We start from the raw sequence: 18,549 nt of genomic DNA on the forward strand, positions 1-18,549 counted from the left end.
TCCACCCGGGCCCTGACCTGCACTTCCCTCAATTGTCAGACCCCCTGAGTAGCGTCCCTCCCATGCCTCTGACGATCGACATGATCACCATCGACACGAGCGACGCGCGCAAGCTCGCGGACTTCTGGACCGCCGCCCTGGGCACCACGGTCCAGAACGACTGGGGCGAGTTCATCGTGCTGGCCCCGACCGGCTCCGGCCCCGCCCTGGGCCTCCAGCAGGTGCCGGACGCCACACCGGGCAAGAACAGACTCCACTTCGACTCGCACGTGCCGGACCGCCTGGCGGAGGTGGCCCGCCTGGTCGATCTCGGCGCCAGCGAGGTGGCGGTGCACAGCGTGCCCGGCCTGGTGTGGTCGGTGCTCGCGGACCCGGACGGGAACCAGTTCTGCGTCGGGCAGCCGGGCGAGAAGTTGTAGAGGGCGGGTGCCCTCGGGCTCGCACGCACCGGTCGCTCGGGCTGGGCTGGGCTGGGCTGGGCTGGGCTGGGCTGGGCTGGGCTGGGCTGGGCTGGGCTGGGCTGGGCTGGGCTGGGCTGGGCTGGGGACATGGTCGGCGATGCTGCGTCGGCCGCACGGCTCGGGGCAGGCTGGCGACGGCGCGGCGTCCGTGGGCTACGGGAACGCGGTCGCGGGCACCGCGCCACTCCTGGTCCGACAGGACGCAGACTCGTTGTCCGGCAACGAGTCCAGCCGCCCGACCGCACGCCGAGTCACCAGACCCGACGGCGGGCCGCAGTCCTGACTCACCAGACGCGATCGAGCCGCCCGACGCGCGAACCGTCACCTGCTCACGAGTTCGGGCGCCGGCCGCGGCCTCTCATCTGATCCCGGGCTCGGCCGCCGGGCCGCAGGCCCACCACCCGATCCCAGCTCAACCACCGGACCGCAAGCCACCACTTGATCGTGAGCTCAGACGTGAGCCGCGAACTCATCGCCCGGCCTCGAACTCAGTCATGGACAGCAAGCCCACCACCCCATCCCGAACTCAGCCGCCGGCCGCACGCCATCACCCAATCCCGAGTCCAGACGCCAGCCTCACGACCATCCCAATCCCGAACCAAGCCACCGACCACAGGCCTGTCGCCCGATCCCGAACTCAGCTCACCGGCCGCGAACCCAGCACCTGATCCCGCACTCGGCCGCCAGACCTCAAGCACCGACAGCAAGCCCGGCCCAGCCCAACCGCCAGCCGAAGACCCGACCAGCGACCACGCCCGACCACACCTCGCCAAGCTCTACAGCTCGACCGGCTTCCCGTAGTCCACCCAAGTCCGGACCACCCCGAACCCGGCACGTTCGTACAGCCCGAGCGCACCGGTCGAGTTGCCCGTGTCCACGGACAACCCGGCCCGGTGGTACCCGTCTGCCCTGCCCCGAGCCAGCGTCCGGCCCAGCAGGGCCGCGGCCACCCCGTGCCCGCGGTGTGCGGACAGCGTCCCCACGTCCCCGATCCACAGCTCGCGCACGCCGGTCAGCTCCTCGACGACCGGGTAGTGCCGCGCGAGCACGAAACCCACCACGGCGCCGTCGTGCAGCGCCAGGAAGGAGGAAGCAGGTGCGAAGCGCTTGTTGTCGGTGAACGACGCCGCCCACTCCTGCGGGCTGCGTTCGACCGAACCCCAGTGCTGGGCGAAGGCCTCGTTGCAGACCAGGCGGACCTCGTCGGAACGGGTCATGTCGAACGGCACGACCTCGTAGCCGGGCGGGATCGGGGCCTGGGCGAGTGACTCGCCCAGTGCCACCTCCAGTTCGTGGAAGTGGCGGTCGGCGGTGAAGCCGAGCTTCGTCACCAGCGCGGTGTGGCTCGTGCAGCGGCTCTCGACCATCGTGCAGACGGTGAGCGGCAGGTCCTGGTGCCGGGCGCGGTGGAGGTCGCGTGCCAGGTCCGTCAGGCGGGGCAGGAGCTGGCGGCCGATGCCCGTGCGGCGGAACTTCGGGTGGACCATGCCGTCGAGGCGGACTCGGTGGGTGCCGGCGGGGTTGTCGCGCAGGACCACCAGACCGTAGGCCGCGAGCCTGTCGTCCGCGAGCACGGCGAGGGAGCCTGCGGGCAAGTCGGTCTCGGCGAACGACTTGGCGAAGTCCTCTTCGGACTGCAGTTCGCCGGTGTCGTCGACCGCCTCGGCCGCGTTGTAGAGGGCGGCCACCTCGGGGATGTCCGCTGTCGTGAGCGGGCGCCACACGATTTCCACGAGAACTGAAGCTACGGAAGGGGGACAACGCCAACAACCGAATAATGCGTTGCCGCGGCACGGCAGCGACGCCATCCTGCGTGTGATGACATCGCCAGAGATCTCGCCGCTGTATGAAGACGTCACGTTCCACGGGCCGTTGTCCGAGGTGCGGGCGGCCCGGCTCATCCGGTCGTTGATGCCCTTGGACGGCGCCCACGTGATCGACCTCGGGTGTGGTTGGGCGGAGTTCCTCCTCCGGGTGTTGGAGGCGTCGCCCACGGCCACCGGTACCGGGGTGGACCGCAACGCGACGGACATCGCGCACGCCCAGGCCAACGCCGACGCCCGCGGGCTGGCCGACAGGCTCCGGCTCGTGGCGGGTGACGTCGCCGAGTGGCAGCCGGACGAGTTGGCCGACGTCGTGATCGTCAACGGTGCTTCGCAGGTGTGGGGCGGGGATCCGTTGCAGCACACGGAGAACGCGCTCACCGAGGCGCGGAAGCTGCTCAAGCCCGGCGGCAGGTTCTTGCTGGGCGAGGGTTTCTGGGAACGCGAGCCCACCGAGGCCCAGCTGGCCGTGCTGCCGCTGCCCCGTGACCAGTACAGGTCGCTGGCGGGTCTGGTCGACCTGGCGCACGAGCACGGTTTCCGGCTGCTCGCCGCGGAACAGGCGAGCCTCGACGAGTGGGACGTGTTCGAGAACGCGCACGGGCTCGCCTGGGAGCGCTGGCTGCGGGCCAACCCCGACTCCGAGCACGCCGCGGAGATCCGGGCCAAGGCCGACCGCCAGCGCCGGTGGCGGCTGCACGGGTGGCGCGCGACCATGGGTCTCGCCTACCTGACGCTGCAGGCGCCCTAGCAGACGAGACCCGGTCCGGGTGAACGCGGCCGGGCTCGAACCGGCGGCCACCCGGTCCCGAGCCGGGCGCTCTACCGCTGAGCTACCACCGAACGCGCTCCAGCCTGCTCAGTCGGCGAGCTCCTGTCCACCGAATACTTCGGTGCGCACGGGCTTGCCGCTGAACGCGTGTGCGCGCCGCAACACCATGGCCCACAACGGATCCGCCACGGCCACGCCGTGCACGAGCTCCGGGGTCGGCCGGAACCGCGCCACGGCACCGGGTGCGCGGGGCGCGGTCCAGCCGGCGCGGGCGGGGTCCACGCGGTGTTCGCGGCACGCCGCCTCCACGTCGGCCTGGGTGCACCGGGCGGTGCCGTCGAGCACCTCCCACGGCAGCGGCAGGCGCGACCACACCGCGGTGTCCGGGTGCAGGCCTCCGCCGGACTCGCGGTGCCAGGCGGCGAGGTCGGCGGCGACCAGGCGCATCACCTTGCCCGGCAGCGCGTCCTCCAGCAGCGAGCTCAGGCCCGCGGCGTGCAGGCAGGCGAGCCAGCCGTGGCGGGCGGCGTTGTAGGCGCCGGCCAGGGCGTTCCAGGTCGACGAGTCGGTGCCGCGGCGCACGACCATGGTCGCCTGGTCGATGTCGGACGAGCGCCAGAGGTCCGCCAGCATGCCCGCGACGGACCTGGTCGCGGCGGACCAGCGGCCGAGCAGCTCACCGAGCTGCTCGGGGCGCAGCCGGCCCACGACCTCCGGCGTCGGGCAGGCCAGCGCGATCATCGGCCAGTCCGTGCCGGGACGCCGTGCGCAGCGCTGGAACAGCAGGTCCGCGAGCTGGTCGAACGGGTTCTCGCGGCTCGCCAGCGTGAACTCGCGGCGCAGCTTGCGGCGGGCCGTGTAGTAGGCGACGAAGCACGCGGCGTCCGGGTCGGCGCGGAACCGGTCGCGGTCGATCGTGCCCGCGAACCCCGCCGCGGCGAACAGCACCAGGCCGCGCATCGTCCGCACGCGCTCGAGCCGCCCGGCCTTGGCGGACAGCCTGCGCAGCATGCGGAAGCGCTTGTTGTACCGGCGCTTCGACAGCTCGACGCCGGCCGCGGCGCGGGACTCGCGGTTCAGCCGGTCGGTGAGGAAGTCCGTGCGCGCCGGGTCCCAGCGGATCTCGGCACCGGCGAGCGCCGCGAACTCCAGCACGGAGATCGGGTCGTCGGTGTCCACGGCGCCACCGTCCACCTCGAACAACGACCGGGCGGCGGCGACCTGGCGCGCGGCGCCGACCGGGCGGGCGTAGTCGGCGCTCATGCCGGAGAAGCCCGACCAGCGCTTGCCGTGCGCCGCGATGTCGCGGAGCACGGCGCGTTCGGCGGGCCAGAGGTCGAGGAGCGACTCCTGGACGAGAACGGCCACGTCCTCGGGACGCAGCCGGGCGTCGAGGGAGCTGTGCAGGCGGTCCAGAGCGTCCACGTCCCCAGAACACCACGCAGGTCCAGCGGTTTTCGGCCGCTGCCCTACGCTTTGCCCCGTGCTGGTGCTGCTTCCCCCGTCGGAGACCAAGGCGATCGGCGGCGAGGGCGCGCCGCTCGACCTCGACGCGCTGTCGTTCCCCGAGCTCAACCCGGTGCGCGACAAGCTCGTCACCGCGCTGGCCGACCTCGCGAGGGACGTGCCGGCGAGCCTCAAGGCGCTCGACATCTCCGAACGGCAGGTCGACGAGGTGCACCGCAACGCGCAGCTGCGCACGTCGGAGACCACGCCCGCACTGCTGCGCTACACCGGCGTGCTCTACGACAACCTGGACTTCCCGTCGCTGAAGAAGGCCGAGAAACAACGCGCCTTCGCCCGGCTCGCGGTCGCGTCGGCGCTGTTCGGCGCGCTCAGGGGCGGCGACCCCGTGCCCGCGTACCGGTTGTCCGGCGGCAGCGTCCTCCCCTCCCACGGCAGCCTGCGCACGGTGTGGAAGCCCGCCCTGGAGCCGGTGTTCCAGAGCGCCGACGAGTTCGTCGTCGACCTGCGCTCGGGCGCGTACTCGAGCCTGGCGCGGATCCCGCACGCCGTCGTCGTCCGGGTGGTCACGAGCGAGGGCAAGGTCGTCAGCCACTTCAACAAGGCCCACAAGGGCCTGCTCGCCCGCGCCATCGCGCGGTCCTCTGCGGAGCCGTCTGACCTGAAAGGCCTGGTCAGGCTCGCGCAAAAGGCCGGGCTGAAGCTCGTTCCGACGGGCACCGGGACCGCGGACCTGATCACCGATTAATTCGGTTGCGGGCCGCTGGACCCGCACGGCAAGCTCTCCCCCGAAGCGTGACATCGGAGCTGGAACGAGGAGGTGCGTGATGTCAGAGCCTGTCTTTGGACGTGGCACCGCACTCGCGACCCGTCCAGCCGCCCTTCGCGCCTGATCAGCACCGTTTGATCGCAGAGCGCCAGTGGGGCGGTCTCACCCTTCATCTGCTGGGAGACCCCACCGTGCGCGAGCACGATCTTTTCGAACGTTACGAATCTGCTTTCGACGGCGCCGAAGACACCATGCGGCGCAAGGGAAAGCGCACCAACCGCAGGGCCGACGACGCGGAACCCACGCGTCGCGGCCGCATGACCGAAGAAGAGAAGCTGCGCGTCGCGCGGGTCCGCGAGGACCAGCTCAGCACGGCGGACACCCCAGAGGACGGCGACCGCTGGTCCACCTGGGGCGACGCCGAGCAGGGGCCGAAACCGCACCCGAGCTGGCTCATCACGGAACTGGCCGCGGTCGACCGCGAGCTCGGCATCGTGAAGACCGGCAAGGAGGCGGACGTCTTCCTGCTCGAACGCGCGATCGGCGACCGGGCGAGCCTGCTCGCCGCGAAGCGCTACCGCAGCAACGACCACCGGATGTTCCACCGCGACGCGGGGTACCTCGAGGGTCGTCGCATGAAGAAGTCCCGTGAGACGCGGGCGATCGCGAACCGCACCGCGTTCGGGCGCAACCTGATCGCGGAGCAGTGGGCGGTCGCGGAGTTCGCCGCGCTCTCCCGGCTGTGGCAGCTCGGCGCCCCGGTGCCGTACCCGGTGCAGCGCAGCGGCACGGAGCTGCTGCTGGAGTTCATCGGGGACGACGAGGGCAACGCGGCACCGCGGCTCGCGCAGACCCGTCCGGACGAGGACGAGCTGCTCGACCTGTGGCGCCAGCTGGTCGCGATGCTGATGACGCTCGCCGAGGCGGGCATGACGCACGGCGACCTCTCGGCGTACAACCTGATGGTGCACGACGGCAGGCTGGTCGTGATCGACCTGCCGCAGGTGGTCGACCTCGTCGCGAACCCGCGCGGGGTGGAGTTCCTCGACCGCGACGTCCGCAACATCTGCGGCTGGTTCGCCGCGCGCGGCCTGCCGCCGGAGATCGGCGACCCGTCCGCGCTGGTGGCAACGCTGCTGGACGTGGCGGGTATGGCCTGACCCACGTTGCGCGCCCGGCCGTGTCCAACGACACTGCCGGGCGCGCGAGCGGGTTCCTTTGATCAGCTAGACTGTCAGAGCACCGATGAAGGCTTGACCGCCGTTGACCGGTGCGTCCACCCACTCATTCAGGCGTGACCACCACGCCGGGCTCGTCCTTGTGAACTGGCACCGCGACTCGCGCGGGGCAGCCTTGAGACGTGCCATGTCTCGGAGGTTTGTTTTGCCATCCATGTCCGAAGGTCGTTCCGAGCGCGGACAGAGCCGCAGGTCACCGCGGCGCCGCTCGGGTCGCCAGGGCAACTCCTCGCGTCCGCAGGTGCGGGTCGAGGAACCGATCGTCGCCGAGCACATCGAGAGCACGCTGCCGGAAGGCCCGCTGCCCTCGTTCGCCGAACTCGGCCTCTCCGACGCGTTGATCCGTTCGCTCGCCGCCAACGAGATCACCGAGCCGTTCCCCATCCAGGCGGCCACCCTGCCCGACTCGATGTCGGGCAAGGACATCCTCGGCCGCGGCCAGACCGGCTCCGGCAAGACGCTGGCGTTCGGCCTCGCCATGCTGACCCGCCTCGCGGGCGGCCGCTCGCTGCCGCACAAGCCGCGCGGCCTCATCCTCGTCCCGACCCGCGAGCTCGCGATGCAGGTGGAGACGGCGCTCATGCCGCACGCCCGCGCGCTGGGCCTGTGGTGCCGGGTCGTCGTGGGCGGCACGTCGTTCCCGCGCCAGATCGACCACCTGCGCCGCGGCGTCGACCTGCTCATCGCCACGCCGGGCCGGCTGTCCGACCACGTCCGCCAGGAGACCTGCGACCTGTCCCAGGTCGAGATCACCGCGCTGGACGAGGCCGACCAGATGGCCGACATGGGCTTCATGCCCCAGGTCCGCGCGATCATGGACCTGACCCCGCAGGACGGGCAGCGCCTGCTGTTCTCCGCGACGCTCGACGGCGACGTGGACAAGCTGGTCCGCCAGTACCTGCACTCCCCGGTGACGCACTCGGTGGCCCCGCCCACCGCGAGCGTCACGACCATGGAGCACCACCTGCTGTTCGTGTCCGCGGAGGACAAGCAGAACGTGGTGACCGAGGTGGCCGCGCGCGAGGGCCGCACGATCATGTTCGTGCGCACCAAGCACCACGTCGACCGCCTGGCCAAGAAGCTCCGCTCGGTCGGCGTCCACGCCGGCGCCCTGCACGGCGGCAAGGCCCAGAGCGCGCGCACCCGCGTGCTCGGGGAGTTCCGCGAGGGCACCACGCCCGTCCTGATCGCGACGGACGTGGCCGCGCGCGGCATCCACGTCGACGACGTGTCGCTCGTCGTGCACGTCGACCCGCCGGCCGACCCGAAGGACTACCTGCACCGCGCCGGCCGCACGGCCCGCGCCGGTCAGTCCGGCACGGTCGTCACGCTGGTCACGCACGACCAGCGCCGCGCCGTCCAGGGCATGGCCGCGCGTGCGGGCATCCGTCCGGAGAGCACGAAGGTGCGCCCCGGCGACGACGACCTGGTCCGCATCACGGGTGCGCGCACGCCGTCGGGCGAGCCGATCATCGAGCGCGAGAAGCCGGCCCGTCGTGGCAGCGGCGGTCGTCGCTTCGGTGCTCCCGCCGCCGGTGGTGGCCGCGGCGAGTACCGCGGTGGCTCGGGTCGCCGGTCCGAGGGCGGCGAGTTCCGCGGTGGACCGCGCCGGTCGGAGCGGTCCGAGGGTGGCCGTTCGTTCGGTCGCAGCGAGCGGGGCAGCAGCGCGGGTCGTCCGCGCCGGGCGCCGCAGCACTGAGTTCTGAGCACGGCTGAGGCCGCTTCCCCGGTTCGGGGAGGCGGCCTTCGCCGTGTGTACGGTGCCCCATGGGGCGGAACTGGTACCTGCTGTGGGGCGGGAGCGCGATCTCGGCGCTCGGGGACGGCATCTTCCTGGCCGCGTTGCCGTTGCTCGCCGCCACCCTCACCCAGGACCCGAAGCTGATCGCCGGCGTCAGCTTCTTCGGCACGCTCCCCTGGCTGCTGGTGTCGCTGTCCGCTGGTGCCGCCGCGGACCGGTACGACGGCAGACGGTTGCTCCTCGCGGCGTTGTGGGTCCAATGCGCACTCATGGCCGTGGTCGCCACGTTCCACAGCGCGCACATCGCGTTCCTGTACGGCATGGCGTTCCTGATCGGGTGCGCCGAGACCGTGCCCAAGGCGGTCGGACAGCCGCTCATCAAGGCCACCGTGGACAACCATCTGCTGGAGCGCGCGAACGGCCGGTTGTTCGCCTCTCAGGCCGTGGCGCTGCAGTTCATCGGGCCTCCATTGGGTGGCTTGCTGTTCGCCATAGCGGTTCCGGCGCCGTTCTGGGTCAACGCGCTGACGTTCGCCATCGCCGCGTTGCTGGTCACCAAGATGAGTACCGCGCACAAGGAGCCGACGGTCAGGCCCAAGGCGCGCGAAGGCTTGCAGTGGCTGATGAAGCACACGGCGTTGAGGACCATCACGGTCGTGTCCGCGACGACGAACTTGTGCATTTCGATGACCATGGCGACGTTGGTGTTGTTCGCTCAACAAAGACTCGGACTGACCAACGCGGGGTTCGGGGCGTTTCTGGCCACGCTCGCCTGCGGTGGTGTGGCGGGCGGGCTGTTCGCGGAACGGCTGCTGGCCCGGTACCGCCACACCGTCGCCGCCACCGTGGTGCTGATCCCGTTGATGTGGCTCGGGATCGCGACCGTCGCGCACGGACTCGCCACGGTCGCCGCCTTCGCCGTGGTGAGCTCGTTCTGCACGGCGGTGTGGGGCGTGGCGACGTCGAGTTTCCGCCAGCGCGTGGTGCCCACCGAGTTGCTGGGGCGCGTCAGCAGCGCGCAGACCCTGGTCACCTGGGGTGTCCAGCCGGTCGGCGCGCTGCTGGGCGGTGTGGTCGCGGACTCCTTCGGGTTGCTGGCGCCCTGGTACGTGGCGGTCGCGCTCAGGACGGTGGTCGGGGTCGTCAGTCTCAGACCGCTGCGGCGAACTGAGCTGAGTACAGCCGGTGGTAGGCGCCTTCCCTAGCCAGCAGTTCTTCATGCGTGCCCTGCTCGACGATCTTCCCTGCCTCCATCACGAGGATCAGGTCGGCGTCGCGGATCGTGGACAGGCGGTGGGCGATGACGAACGACGTGCGCGACGACCGCAGGGCCGCCATCGCGTGCTGCACCAACGACTCCGTGCGCGTGTCGACCGAACTGGTGGCCTCATCGAGGATCAGCAGCGTCGGGTCCGAGAGGAACGCACGGGCGATGGTGAGCAACTGCTTCTCGCCCGCGGAGACGTTCGACCCCTCTTCGTCGATGACGGTGTCGTAGCCGTCGGGCAGGCATCGCACGAAACGGTCCACATAGGTCGCACGGGCCGCGGCGAGGATCTCCTCCTCTGTGGCGTCCGGTTTGCCGTACGCGATGTTCTCGCGGATCGTGCCGCCGAACAGCCACGTCTCCTGCAGCACCATGCTCGCCTGGGCGCGCAGGTCCTCGCGACGCAACGAGGTGATGTCCACGTCGTCCAACGTGATCCGGCCGCCGCTGAGCTCGTAGAACCGCATGATGAGGTTCACCAGCGTCGTCTTGCCCGCGCCGGTCGGGCCGACGATCGCGATCATCTGGCCGGGTTCGGCGACCAGCGAGAGGTTCTCGATCAGCGGCTGGTCCGGCTCGTAGGAGAACGACACGTTCTGGAACTCGACCTTGCCGCAGCGCCACGGCGGGGCGGCGGCACCGGCCGGGTCCGGCAGCTGTTCAGGGGCGTCGAGCAGCTCGAACACCCGCTCCGCCGACGCGACGCCGGACTGCAGCAGGTTCGACAACGACGCCGCCTGCGTGAGCGGCTGCGTGAACTGGCGCGAGTACTGGATGAACGCCGTCACCTCGCCCAGGGTCATGTTCCCGGACGTGATGCGCAGGCCGCCGATGACCGCGATGGCGACGTAGCTCAGGTTCGACAGGAACATCATCGACGGCATGATCAGGCCGGACACGAACTGTGCACCGGCGGCGGCCTCGTACAGCTCGTCGTTGCGACGGCGGAACTCCTCCTCCGACTCCTGCTGACGACCGAACGCGGTCACGAGCTGATGGCCGCTGAACGCCTCCTCGATGTGTGCGTTCAACGCGCCCGTGTGCTTCCACTGCGCCACGAACTGTTTCTGCGCGCGCTTGCCGATCGCACCGGTCAGCACCACCGAGATCGGGATGACCAGCATCATGATCGCCGCCAGCAGCGGTGAGATCACGAACATCATCACGGTCACGCCGATGAGGCTGAGCAACGCGGTGAGCAGCTGGCTCATCGTCTGCTGCATGGTCGTCGAGATGTTGTCGATGTCGTTGGTGACGCGCGAGAGCAGCTCGCCGCGCGGCTGGCCGTCGAAGTACTTGAGCGGCAACCGGTGCAGCTTGGCCTCGACGCTCTCGCGCAGGCGGTAGACGACGCGTTGCACCACGCCGTTCAGCAGCCGGCCCTGCAGCCAGCTGAACAGCGAGGCGAACACGTAGAGGCCGAGTGCGAAGGACAGCACGCCCGCGAGGGCGTCGAAGTCGATCCCGTCGCCGCGGATGCCGTTGAAGATGATGTCGGTGGCGTCGCCGAGGATCTTCGGGCCCACGACGGTGAACGCGATGCCGAGCACGCCGAACGCGACCACGACGACGAACGTGAGGCGTTCGGGCTTCATCAGGCCGACCAGGCGGCGGGCCGAGGCGCCGAAGTCCGAGGCCTTGCTGACCGGTGCCTGCATCGCGAAGCGCCCGGCGGGTCCGCCGACCGGCCGCTGCTGCTGCTCGCGGGTGGTCATCGGATCTCCTCCGGCGTGAGCTGGGACTGGACGATCTCGAGGTAGGTGGGGCAGCCGGCCATCAGCTCGGCGTGCGTGCCCCTGCCGACGACCTCGCCGTTCTCCAGCACGAGGATCTGGTCGGCGTCGGCCACGGTGGACACCCGCTGCGCCACGACGACGACGGCGGCGTCACGCGTGTAGGGCCGCAGGGCGCCGCGCAGTGCCGCGTCGGTGGCGAGGTCGAGCGCGGAGAACGAGTCGTCGAACAGGTACACGTCCGGCCGGCGCACCAGCGCCCGCGCGATGGACAGCCGCTGCCGCTGGCCGCCGGACAGGTTGGTGCCGCCCTGCGCGATCTTGGCGTCGAGGCCGCCCATCGCGGTGACGAAGTCCCTGGCCTGCGCGATGTCGAGCGCGGTCCACAGCTGGTCGTCGGTGGCGTCCTGGTCGCCGTGCAGCAGGTTCGACCGCACGGTGCCGGTGAAGAGGTAGGCCTGCTGCGGCACGAGCCCGATCCGCGACCGCAGCGCCTCCGGGTCCTGCTCCCGCACGTCGACACCGCCGACCCGCACCTGTCCCGCCGTCACGTCGATCAGCCGTGGCACGAGGCTGAGCAGCGTGGTCTTGCCGGACCCGGTGCTGCCGATGATCGCGGTCGTCTGCCCGGCACCGACCTCGAACGACACGCGCCGGACCACCGGGGCGTCGGCGCCGGGATAGCGGAACTCGGCCTCGCGGAACGAGATCCGACCGCTGCCGGACGGCGCGGCCACCGGCGAGGCGGGTGCGTGCACGGACGGCTCGGTCTCGATGACCTCCAGGATCCGCCCGGCGCTGACGGCGGCCCTCGGCACCATCGTGGAGATGAACGACGCCATCATCACCGACATCAGGATCTGCAGCAGGTAGGCGAGGAACGCGGTCAGCGCGCCGACCTGCATCTCCCCGTCCGCCACGCGGTGCGCCCCGAACCACAGCACCGCGACGCTGGAGACGTTGAAGATCAGCGTGACCGTCGGGAAGATCATCACCTGCAGCCGGCCCGCCCGCAGCGCGATGTCGGTGAGCTGGGCGTTGGCGTCGGCGAACCGCGCGGTCTCCGCCTTCTCCCGCACGAACGCGCGCACCACCCGCACGCCGGTGAGCTGTTCGCGCAGCACCCGGTTCACGTGGTCGACCCGCTCCTGCTGGCGCCGGAACAGCGGCACCATCCGCAGCGTGATCGTGGCGACCGCGACCGCCAGCACCGGTACGCAGACCAGCAGCAGCCACGAGAGCCCGACGTCCTCCCGCAACGCCATGACGACACCCGCCACCGACATGATCGGCGCCGCGACGAACATCGTCGTCAGCATCACCACGAGCACCTGCACCTGCTGCACGTCGTTGGTGGTGCGGGTGATGAGCGACGGCGCCCCGAACCGCGCGACCTCCTGCGCGGAGAACGAGCCGACCCGGTGGAACACCCCGGAGCGCACGTCCCGGCCGAACGCCATCGCGGTCCGCGTGCCGTACCGGACGGCCACGATCGAGCACGCGATCTGCACCAGCGAGACGGCGAGCATCCAGCCGCCGGTCCGCACGATGTACGAGGTGTCGCCGAGCGCGACGCCGTGGTCGATGATGTCGGCGTTGAGGCTCGGCAGGTACAGCGAGGCCACCGTGCCCACGAGCTGCAGCGCCACCACGATGGTCAGCTCGCGGCGGTACGGCCGCAGGTAGGTGGTCAGCAGGCGGGTGAGCACCCGGTCCTCACCCGGCCGTGCGCCTCCCGCGGCGGCGTCTGGGCGGCTCGGCGCCGCGACTGTCTGGGTGGACACGAGGTGCTCCTGTGGGTCGGGACGGTCGTGGATCACCAGCTTCGCCGGGCGGGCACCGGTTCGCCGACCCGATTGGTCCGGATCCACCCGCCGGGTGTTCGGCCGTACGCGAAAAGGCCGCCCCTCGGACGCGAGGAGCGGCCTTCAGCTCGTGCGGACTACTTCTCGGCGGCCGCCTTGAAGGTCCACTGGGCGGCGGAGCCGGAGCAGGACGCCGCGGTCACCTTCCCGGACGCGTCCCGGTAGCACTTGGTGTTGTACTGCATGTCCGAGATCGTCTTGTTCGGGTTGATCGACCACTGCTGGGCCGGTCCGCCGTCGCACTTCTTGAGCAGCACCTTGCCCGAGGACAGCGTGGTGCACAGCTGCGGCGAGCCCTGCTCCATGAACGCGCCGTGGAACTTGAACTGCTGCTTGGCCGAACCGTTGCAGGTGGCCGTGGTGAGCTGCGCGCCGGACGCGCCGCCCTGCAGGCACTTGCCGGTCGAGACGTTCTTGTACTCGCCGTTCGTGGTCTTGGGCTGCGCACCGCCGTAGCACTCGCCGGTCGAGGTGTCGAAGATCGGCGTCGGGTCCACGGCGAGGTTCGACGGCGGGTTGATGATCGTCTCCTCGAGGACCGGCTTGCCGTCGTCGTGGTACGTCGTCAGCGCGTCCTCGCAGTCGATGGCGTTCATGGCGTTGCCGCCCTTGCCGCCGATCCACGCGTCGAAGTGCCACAGCTTCGGGCCGCCGTTGGGGCCGTTGCCGCTCCAGTCCTGCTCGCAGGACGAGCAGGAGTCCTCCATGACGAAGTACTTCTTGACCCGCGGGAAATAGATCTTCGTGCCCGGTTTGGCCTCTTTGCTGGACGTCGCGAACGTGATCGGGTCGGACCACGTGCCCTTTCCGCCGGCCGTGTCGTGCAGCTGCGGATAGGCGATGTCACCGCCGGGCGGCGTGTTGTCCCACCAGCCGTAGAAGGTCCAGAAGACCTGCTGGGAGACCGGAGCCGCCTGCGCGGGCGAAGAAGCGAACAAACCGGACATCGCGAGCAAAATACCTGCCGCCAAAGACAGGGCGCGTTTCATGCGTGCCTCCGCACAAACCGGTGGACGTTGGCGGCGTGAATGCAGAGTCCACCGGCTGCGCGGCTTTTGTAAAGAAACTTATCTAACTATTTGCGGACGCAATGTCGGCGACCGGGCCCACCACGATGATCGCCGGCGGACGGATCTCGTGGGCCTTCACGTCGGCACCCAGCGAGTCCAAAGTGGACCTCAACACGCGTTGGGCGGCCGTGCTGCCCTCCTGGACGACGGCGACGGGCGTCGAGCCGGGACGGCCTTCCATCAACGCCGTGGCGAACGCACCGGCCCGTTCGACGGCCATCATCAGCACGACGGTGCCCTTGAGGCGTGCGATCGCAGGCCAGTCGACGAGAGAGCGCGGGTCGTCCGGTGCGACGTGACCGGAGACGACAACGACCTCGTGCGCCACCCCTCGGTGCGTGACCGGCACACCGGCCAATGCCGGCACACCGAACGCAGACGTCACGCCGGGCACCACCGTCACGGGGATTCCCGCCTCGGCGCACGCCAGCAGCTCCTCGAAGCCCCGCCCGAAGACGTACGGGTCGCCGCCCTTGAGCCGGACGACGAACTTCCCCTCCTTGGCGCGGTCGATCAGCGTCTGGTTGATGAACTCCTGCGACGCCGCACGGCCGTACGGGATCTTCGCCGCGTCCACGACCTCGACGTGCGCGGGCAGCTCCTCCAGCAGCTCGCGCGGGGCGAGCCGGTCCGCCACGACCACGTCCGCGTGCGCCAGCAAGCGCTTGCCCTTCACCGTGATCAGCTCGGCGTCGCCGGGGCCACCGCCCACCAGCGCGACGCCGACGGGCGGCGTGGCCTGGTCGGCGATGCGGCCGTCGCGCAACGCCGCCACGAGCCCGTCCCGCACGGCGGCGGACCGGCGGTGCTCCCCGCCCGCCAGCACACCGATCAGCATGCCGTCGTGCATCCCGCTGGCCGGAGTGACCGCCGTGCCCTCGACGGCGATGTCCGCGCGCACGCAGAACACACGCTGCGAGAGCGCCTCTTCGCTGATCTGCGCGTTCACCTCGACATCGGACGTGCACGCCAGCACGTACCAGGCGCCCTCGACGTCACCGGCCTCGAACAGCCTCTCGTGCCAGGTCAGCTCCCCCGCGTCGACCATGCCCTGGACGGAGGGGGTGACGGACGGCGACACGAGATCGACAACGGCGCCGGACGCGATCAGGCGAGGCAGACGGCGCTGCGCGACCGTGCCTCCGCCGACCACGAGGACGCGTCGGCCCCGGAGGTCGAGGCCGGCCAGGTAGTGCTGTTCAAAGGGCATGCGTAGAAGCATCCACACCGGACACGCCGTGTCCAGCCGAAGGGAACATGGTCACAGCGCCAACAGCTCGAAAGACGTGGCGAGCACCCCTCCGAAGCGCTGTCCGACGGCTTCTGCCATCGAACGGAGGAACGGCTCCGGGTCCGCCATGTCTCCGCTCAACGCCTCCAGATACGCCTTGTGTGCGCGTAGCGAGGCCACGGAGGCGTCGAACGAGTCGGTGATGTCCACGGCGTGCGTCGCCAACGGAGACGAGGCGGCCAGCACGTACTTGACGCCTTCCCACTTCTCCAGACCGAGGTCCGGGAAGATCCAGCGGTTGCCCGCGTCCCGCACCGCGTCGACCGTGGCGCGTCCGACGGCGATGTGGTCGGCCATGTTGAGCCCGCCGCCCGGCCAGGTCTCGCGGTAGTTGCCGGTGATCACGACCTCGGGCCGGTGCCGGCGGATGGCCGCCGCGATGTCGCGCCGCAACGGAACGCCGTACTCGATGGTGCCGTCCGGGTGGTCCAGGAACTCGACGTCGGTCACGCCGACGGCCGCGCAGGACGCGATCTGCTCCTCGACCCGCAACGGCGCGCAGACGGCCGGGTCCATCAAGTCGATGCCGTTCTCGCCACGGCACGCGAGCAGGTACGCGATGTTCTTGCCTTGGGCGGTCCACCGCGCGATGGCGCCCGCACCGCCGTACTCCATGTCATCGGGATGAGCGACGACGACCAGTGCGCTCGACCAGTCTTCCGGCACAGCTTCAAGATCTGACATGCGTGCAGGGTGCGCGCCAGAGCACGCACCCTGCAACAAAAGGTTCTACAGCTGAGCGGTGATCACCGAGTTGTACGACGCGATGCGCGCGTACACACCGGGGTAGCCCGCGCCCGCGCAGCCGCGGCCCCAGGACGTGGCACCGATGAGCTTGCCGCCGTAGACCAGCGGGCCGCCGGAGTCGCCCTGGCAGGTGTCCACGCCGCCCTGCGGGAAGCCCGCGCACACCATCGAGGTGTTGCTGTACTGCGAGTACGCGGTCTTGCAGGTCGAGTCGGACGTCAGCGGCACGTTCGCCTTGAGCAGGTAGCGCGAAGCGGAACCACCCGAGGAGGTGGTGCCCCAGCCGAGGATCAGCGCCGAGTTGCCGGCCGCGTAGAGCGCGGTGTCGGACGGCGTGGCGAGCGGCAGGGTCGCCGAGCTGATGTTGCGGTCCAGCGTCAGCACGGCCACGTCGTAGCCGGACGTCGCGGTGCGGTAGCTCGGGTGGACCCAGATGCGGGTGACACTCGCGACGGTGCCCGCGGTGCTCTGCTTGTCGTCACGCCCGTGCACCACGCGGGTGCTGGAGGCGGAACGGCCGGAGACGCAGTGCGCGGCGGTGACGACCTTGTTGGCCTTCACGAGCGTGCCGCCGCAGAACTGCGAACCGCTGGTCGACGCCAGGTAGACGACCCACGGGTAGGTCGAGGTGCTCGCCCGCGTGCCGCCGACGATCATCGGCGAGACGTCGTCCGCACTGGCCGGCGGCGCGACGAAGAAGATGCTCGCGAGAGCGGACACCAAGACGGACACGATCAGGCGATGCAGGGTTTTCGCCATGTTGCCAGTCCTTCCCTATGACGCTGTGTGTGCAGGGTGTGAAGCACGGCACACACAGCGTCAGGGGCGGAGATTCGGCGGCGTAACCGCCATTAGTCGGACATGTCCGACTTCACCGTTGACTCAGCCGATGCCGCGGGCCGTGAAGGCGGCCTGGACCGTGGCGGCGTCCGCGTCGCCGTAGAGCTTCTTGGCGGCGGCGACGGTCGCCGCGGCGGCCGCCTTGAAGTCGGTCGACGGCGAGTAGGAGAACTGCGCCTCGAGGACGATCTTCGCCGACTTGTCCCGGCCGAACGCCTTGTAGAGGTCGAACAGCGCACGCGACCAGATCTGGCCGTCGAAGTGGACCTCGCCCTTGCGGTCGGCGTACTTCAGGTCGGTGTCGGTGCGGCGCAGGCAGTGCGGCGTCTCGGTCGTGTACGCCGTGGCGTCCCAGTCCATGATGCACGCCAACGGGACCGTGGCCGTGTCCTGCGCGTCGCGGGAGGACATGATCAGCGCCCACCAGTCGCCGAAGCCCTCGCCGATCGACCCGCCCTCGACCGTGGACCCGAAGCCGGGCACCTGGGCGTCCTGGATCGCGTGGCCGAGCTCGTGCCACACCACCTCGACGTCCTCGGCGTCGTCCACGCCGCCCGTGCCGAACGTGATCTGGTCCTTGCGCGGGTCGTAGAACGAGTTGTCCTCGGTCAGACCGAGCGTGGTGATCTTCTGCGCCTCGTTGTTGACGTTCGTGAACCCGAGGCTCTGGATGTACTTCTGCGCCTCGGTCACGCCCCAGTAGGCGTTGACCTGCTCGAAGTAGTCGTTGCTGCGCGTGTACTCGAACTTGTTGCCCTTGTTGTACGCGAGCTTGCCCTTGGCACCGGTCAGCTGGGCGAAGCTGCCCTTGAGGTAGCCGGAACCGTCCAGGTTGGACAGTGCGACCGTCCGGTACGCGGCGGCGGGCACGGCCGAGTCGGCGTCGTCGGCGTCCTTCAGGTTCTGGTTCTGCTGCGAAGACACGGGGTTCGGGCTGAACACCTTGCCGGTGCCGTCCGCGTGCTTGACCAGGCTCTCGGTCTTCACGACGTCGCCGGTCTCCGCGTGCACCAGCGTGCGCTCGGACCCCTTGCCGTGGTCGGAGATCACCTCGTAGACGAGACCGGTGCCGGGCAGCACCTTGAGGTCCGCGCCCTCCGGGGCGGCGACCTTGGTCTTGGCGTCCGCAGCGGAGACCGCCGGGGTGACGTCGACCGTGCCCACGGACAACCTGCCGTCGTCGACGGTCTTCTCGCCGGTCGCCTTGTCGACGTGCTCGACGTAGTAGGCGCCCAGCACGGGTTTCCCGTCGAAAGTCTGCTCGTACCACGTGTGCGTGGCGGTCAGCGAGTCGCGCACGGCCAGCAACCGCAGGCCTTCCTTGGGCGCGGCCGCCTGGGCGGTGATCGTCAGCAGGGACAGTGCGACGCCGGCGGTGCAGGCGACAGCAACGAGACGACGGGCTCTCATGCCGGTCTCCAGTGCTTTCGGGCCCGTGCAGGGATTGGGCCGTGTGCGTGGCGACGCT

15 protein-coding genes are annotated in these 18,549 nt (G+C 70.2%); 6 read left to right on the plus strand and 9 right to left on the minus strand.

Features of this window, described 5'->3' with window-relative positions; genetic code table 11:
• Positions 1-62 precede the first annotated feature (62 nt).
• Complete coding sequence (locus ABZX02_RS41820) at positions 63-419, plus strand: VOC family protein (protein ID WP_355307321.1); 357 nt, start codon at positions 63-65, stop codon at positions 417-419.
• 818 nt (positions 420-1,237) lie between these two features.
• Here the strand turns inward: ABZX02_RS41820 and ABZX02_RS41825 are convergent.
• Positions 1,238-2,194 carry a GNAT family N-acetyltransferase gene (locus ABZX02_RS41825; protein WP_355307322.1) on the minus strand — a complete coding sequence of 319 codons (957 nt, stop codon included), beginning with the start codon at positions 2,192-2,194 and terminating at the stop codon, positions 1,238-1,240.
• Positions 2,195-2,279: 85 nt separating this feature from the next.
• Between ABZX02_RS41825 and ABZX02_RS41830 the strand changes: the two genes are divergently transcribed.
• Positions 2,280-3,035 (plus strand): methyltransferase domain-containing protein, encoded by a 756-nt coding sequence (locus ABZX02_RS41830; protein ID WP_355307323.1) that lies wholly within the window; start codon positions 2,280-2,282, stop codon positions 3,033-3,035.
• A 108-nt stretch (positions 3,036-3,143) separates the two neighbouring features.
• On the opposite strand, the gene ABZX02_RS41835 is transcribed toward ABZX02_RS41830, so the two are convergent.
• Positions 3,144-4,481, minus strand: a complete 1,338-nt coding sequence (locus tag ABZX02_RS41835; RefSeq protein WP_355307325.1) for a hypothetical protein — start codon at positions 4,479-4,481, stop codon at positions 3,144-3,146.
• 58 nt (positions 4,482-4,539) lie between these two features.
• Between ABZX02_RS41835 and yaaA the strand changes: the two genes are divergently transcribed.
• The 4 genes from yaaA (at position 4,540) to ABZX02_RS41855 (ending at position 9,473) form a co-directional block, all read left to right on the plus strand.
• Positions 4,540-5,268, plus strand: a complete 729-nt coding sequence (gene yaaA / locus ABZX02_RS41840; RefSeq protein WP_355307327.1) for a peroxide stress protein YaaA — start codon at positions 4,540-4,542, stop codon at positions 5,266-5,268.
• A 272-nt stretch (positions 5,269-5,540) separates the two neighbouring features.
• Positions 5,541-6,449: an RIO1 family regulatory kinase/ATPase gene (locus ABZX02_RS41845; protein WP_355307328.1), complete on the plus strand. Its 909-nt coding sequence runs from the start codon at positions 5,541-5,543 to the stop codon at positions 6,447-6,449.
• Between the two features lie 232 nt (positions 6,450-6,681).
• Complete coding sequence (locus ABZX02_RS41850) at positions 6,682-8,226, plus strand: DEAD/DEAH box helicase (protein WP_355307330.1); 1,545 nt, start codon at positions 6,682-6,684, stop codon at positions 8,224-8,226.
• A gap of 68 nt (positions 8,227-8,294) precedes the next feature.
• The gene (locus tag ABZX02_RS41855; RefSeq protein ID WP_355307332.1) at positions 8,295-9,473 is read left to right on the plus strand and encodes an MFS transporter; all 1,179 of its coding nucleotides are present in this window, start codon (positions 8,295-8,297) and stop codon (positions 9,471-9,473) included.
• Here the strand turns inward: ABZX02_RS41855 and ABZX02_RS41860 are convergent.
• The 7 genes from ABZX02_RS41860 to ABZX02_RS41890 all read right to left on the minus strand — a co-directional run bounded on the left by ABZX02_RS41860 (position 9,418) and on the right by ABZX02_RS41890 (position 18,491).
• Positions 9,418-11,193 (minus strand): ABC transporter ATP-binding protein, encoded by a 1,776-nt coding sequence (locus ABZX02_RS41860; protein ID WP_355307392.1) that lies wholly within the window; start codon positions 11,191-11,193, stop codon positions 9,418-9,420. The two genes, ABZX02_RS41855 and ABZX02_RS41860, sit on opposite strands and share 56 nt — an antisense overlap.
• A 53-nt stretch (positions 11,194-11,246) precedes the next feature.
• The gene (locus ABZX02_RS41865; RefSeq protein ID WP_355307393.1) at positions 11,247-12,977 is read right to left on the minus strand and encodes an ABC transporter ATP-binding protein; all 1,731 of its coding nucleotides are present in this window, start codon (positions 12,975-12,977) and stop codon (positions 11,247-11,249) included.
• Positions 12,978-13,210: 233 nt separating this feature from the next.
• Entirely contained in the window at positions 13,211-14,080 is an 870-nt protein-coding gene (locus ABZX02_RS41870) for an RICIN domain-containing protein (protein WP_355307334.1), read from the minus strand.
• A gap of 124 nt (positions 14,081-14,204) precedes the next feature.
• Complete coding sequence (gene cobA / locus ABZX02_RS41875) at positions 14,205-15,413, minus strand: uroporphyrinogen-III C-methyltransferase (RefSeq protein ID WP_355307336.1); 1,209 nt, start codon at positions 15,411-15,413, stop codon at positions 14,205-14,207.
• Between the two features lie 51 nt (positions 15,414-15,464).
• Positions 15,465-16,178: a PIG-L deacetylase family protein gene (locus tag ABZX02_RS41880; RefSeq protein WP_355307338.1), complete on the minus strand. Its 714-nt coding sequence runs from the start codon at positions 16,176-16,178 to the stop codon at positions 15,465-15,467.
• A gap of 45 nt (positions 16,179-16,223) precedes the next feature.
• Entirely contained in the window at positions 16,224-17,000 is a 777-nt protein-coding gene (locus ABZX02_RS41885; RefSeq protein WP_355307339.1) for a serine protease, read from the minus strand.
• Positions 17,001-17,123: 123 nt separating this feature from the next.
• Positions 17,124-18,491 (minus strand): M36 family metallopeptidase, encoded by a 1,368-nt coding sequence (locus tag ABZX02_RS41890; protein WP_355307341.1) that lies wholly within the window; start codon positions 18,489-18,491, stop codon positions 17,124-17,126.
• Between the last annotated feature and the right edge of the window lie 58 nt (positions 18,492-18,549).

Source organism: Lentzea sp. NPDC003310, assembly GCF_040610935.1.
Lineage (GTDB): Bacteria > Actinomycetota > Actinomycetes > Mycobacteriales > Pseudonocardiaceae > Lentzea.

Coding starts and splice junctions, on each gene's coding strand:
- ABZX02_RS41820 (WP_355307321.1), top strand. CDS start 63: ATGCCTCTGACGATCGACATGATCACCATCGACACGAGCGACGCGCGC.
- ABZX02_RS41830 (WP_355307323.1), top strand. CDS start 2,280: ATGACATCGCCAGAGATCTCGCCGCTGTATGAAGACGTCACGTTCCAC.
- ABZX02_RS41845 (WP_355307328.1), top strand. CDS start 5,541: ATGCGGCGCAAGGGAAAGCGCACCAACCGCAGGGCCGACGACGCGGAA.
- ABZX02_RS41850 (WP_355307330.1), top strand. CDS start 6,682: ATGTCCGAAGGTCGTTCCGAGCGCGGACAGAGCCGCAGGTCACCGCGG.
- ABZX02_RS41855 (WP_355307332.1), top strand. CDS start 8,295: ATGGGGCGGAACTGGTACCTGCTGTGGGGCGGGAGCGCGATCTCGGCG.
- ABZX02_RS41860 (WP_355307392.1), bottom strand. CDS start 11,193: ATGCAGGCACCGGTCAGCAAGGCCTCGGACTTCGGCGCCTCGGCCCGC.
- ABZX02_RS41870 (WP_355307334.1), bottom strand. CDS start 14,080: ATGTCCGGTTTGTTCGCTTCTTCGCCCGCGCAGGCGGCTCCGGTCTCC.
- cobA (WP_355307336.1), bottom strand. CDS start 15,413: ATGCCCTTTGAACAGCACTACCTGGCCGGCCTCGACCTCCGGGGCCGA.
- ABZX02_RS41880 (WP_355307338.1), bottom strand. CDS start 16,178: ATGTCAGATCTTGAAGCTGTGCCGGAAGACTGGTCGAGCGCACTGGTC.
- ABZX02_RS41885 (WP_355307339.1), bottom strand. CDS start 17,000: ATGGCGAAAACCCTGCATCGCCTGATCGTGTCCGTCTTGGTGTCCGCT.
- ABZX02_RS41890 (WP_355307341.1), bottom strand. CDS start 18,491: ATGAGAGCCCGTCGTCTCGTTGCTGTCGCCTGCACCGCCGGCGTCGCA.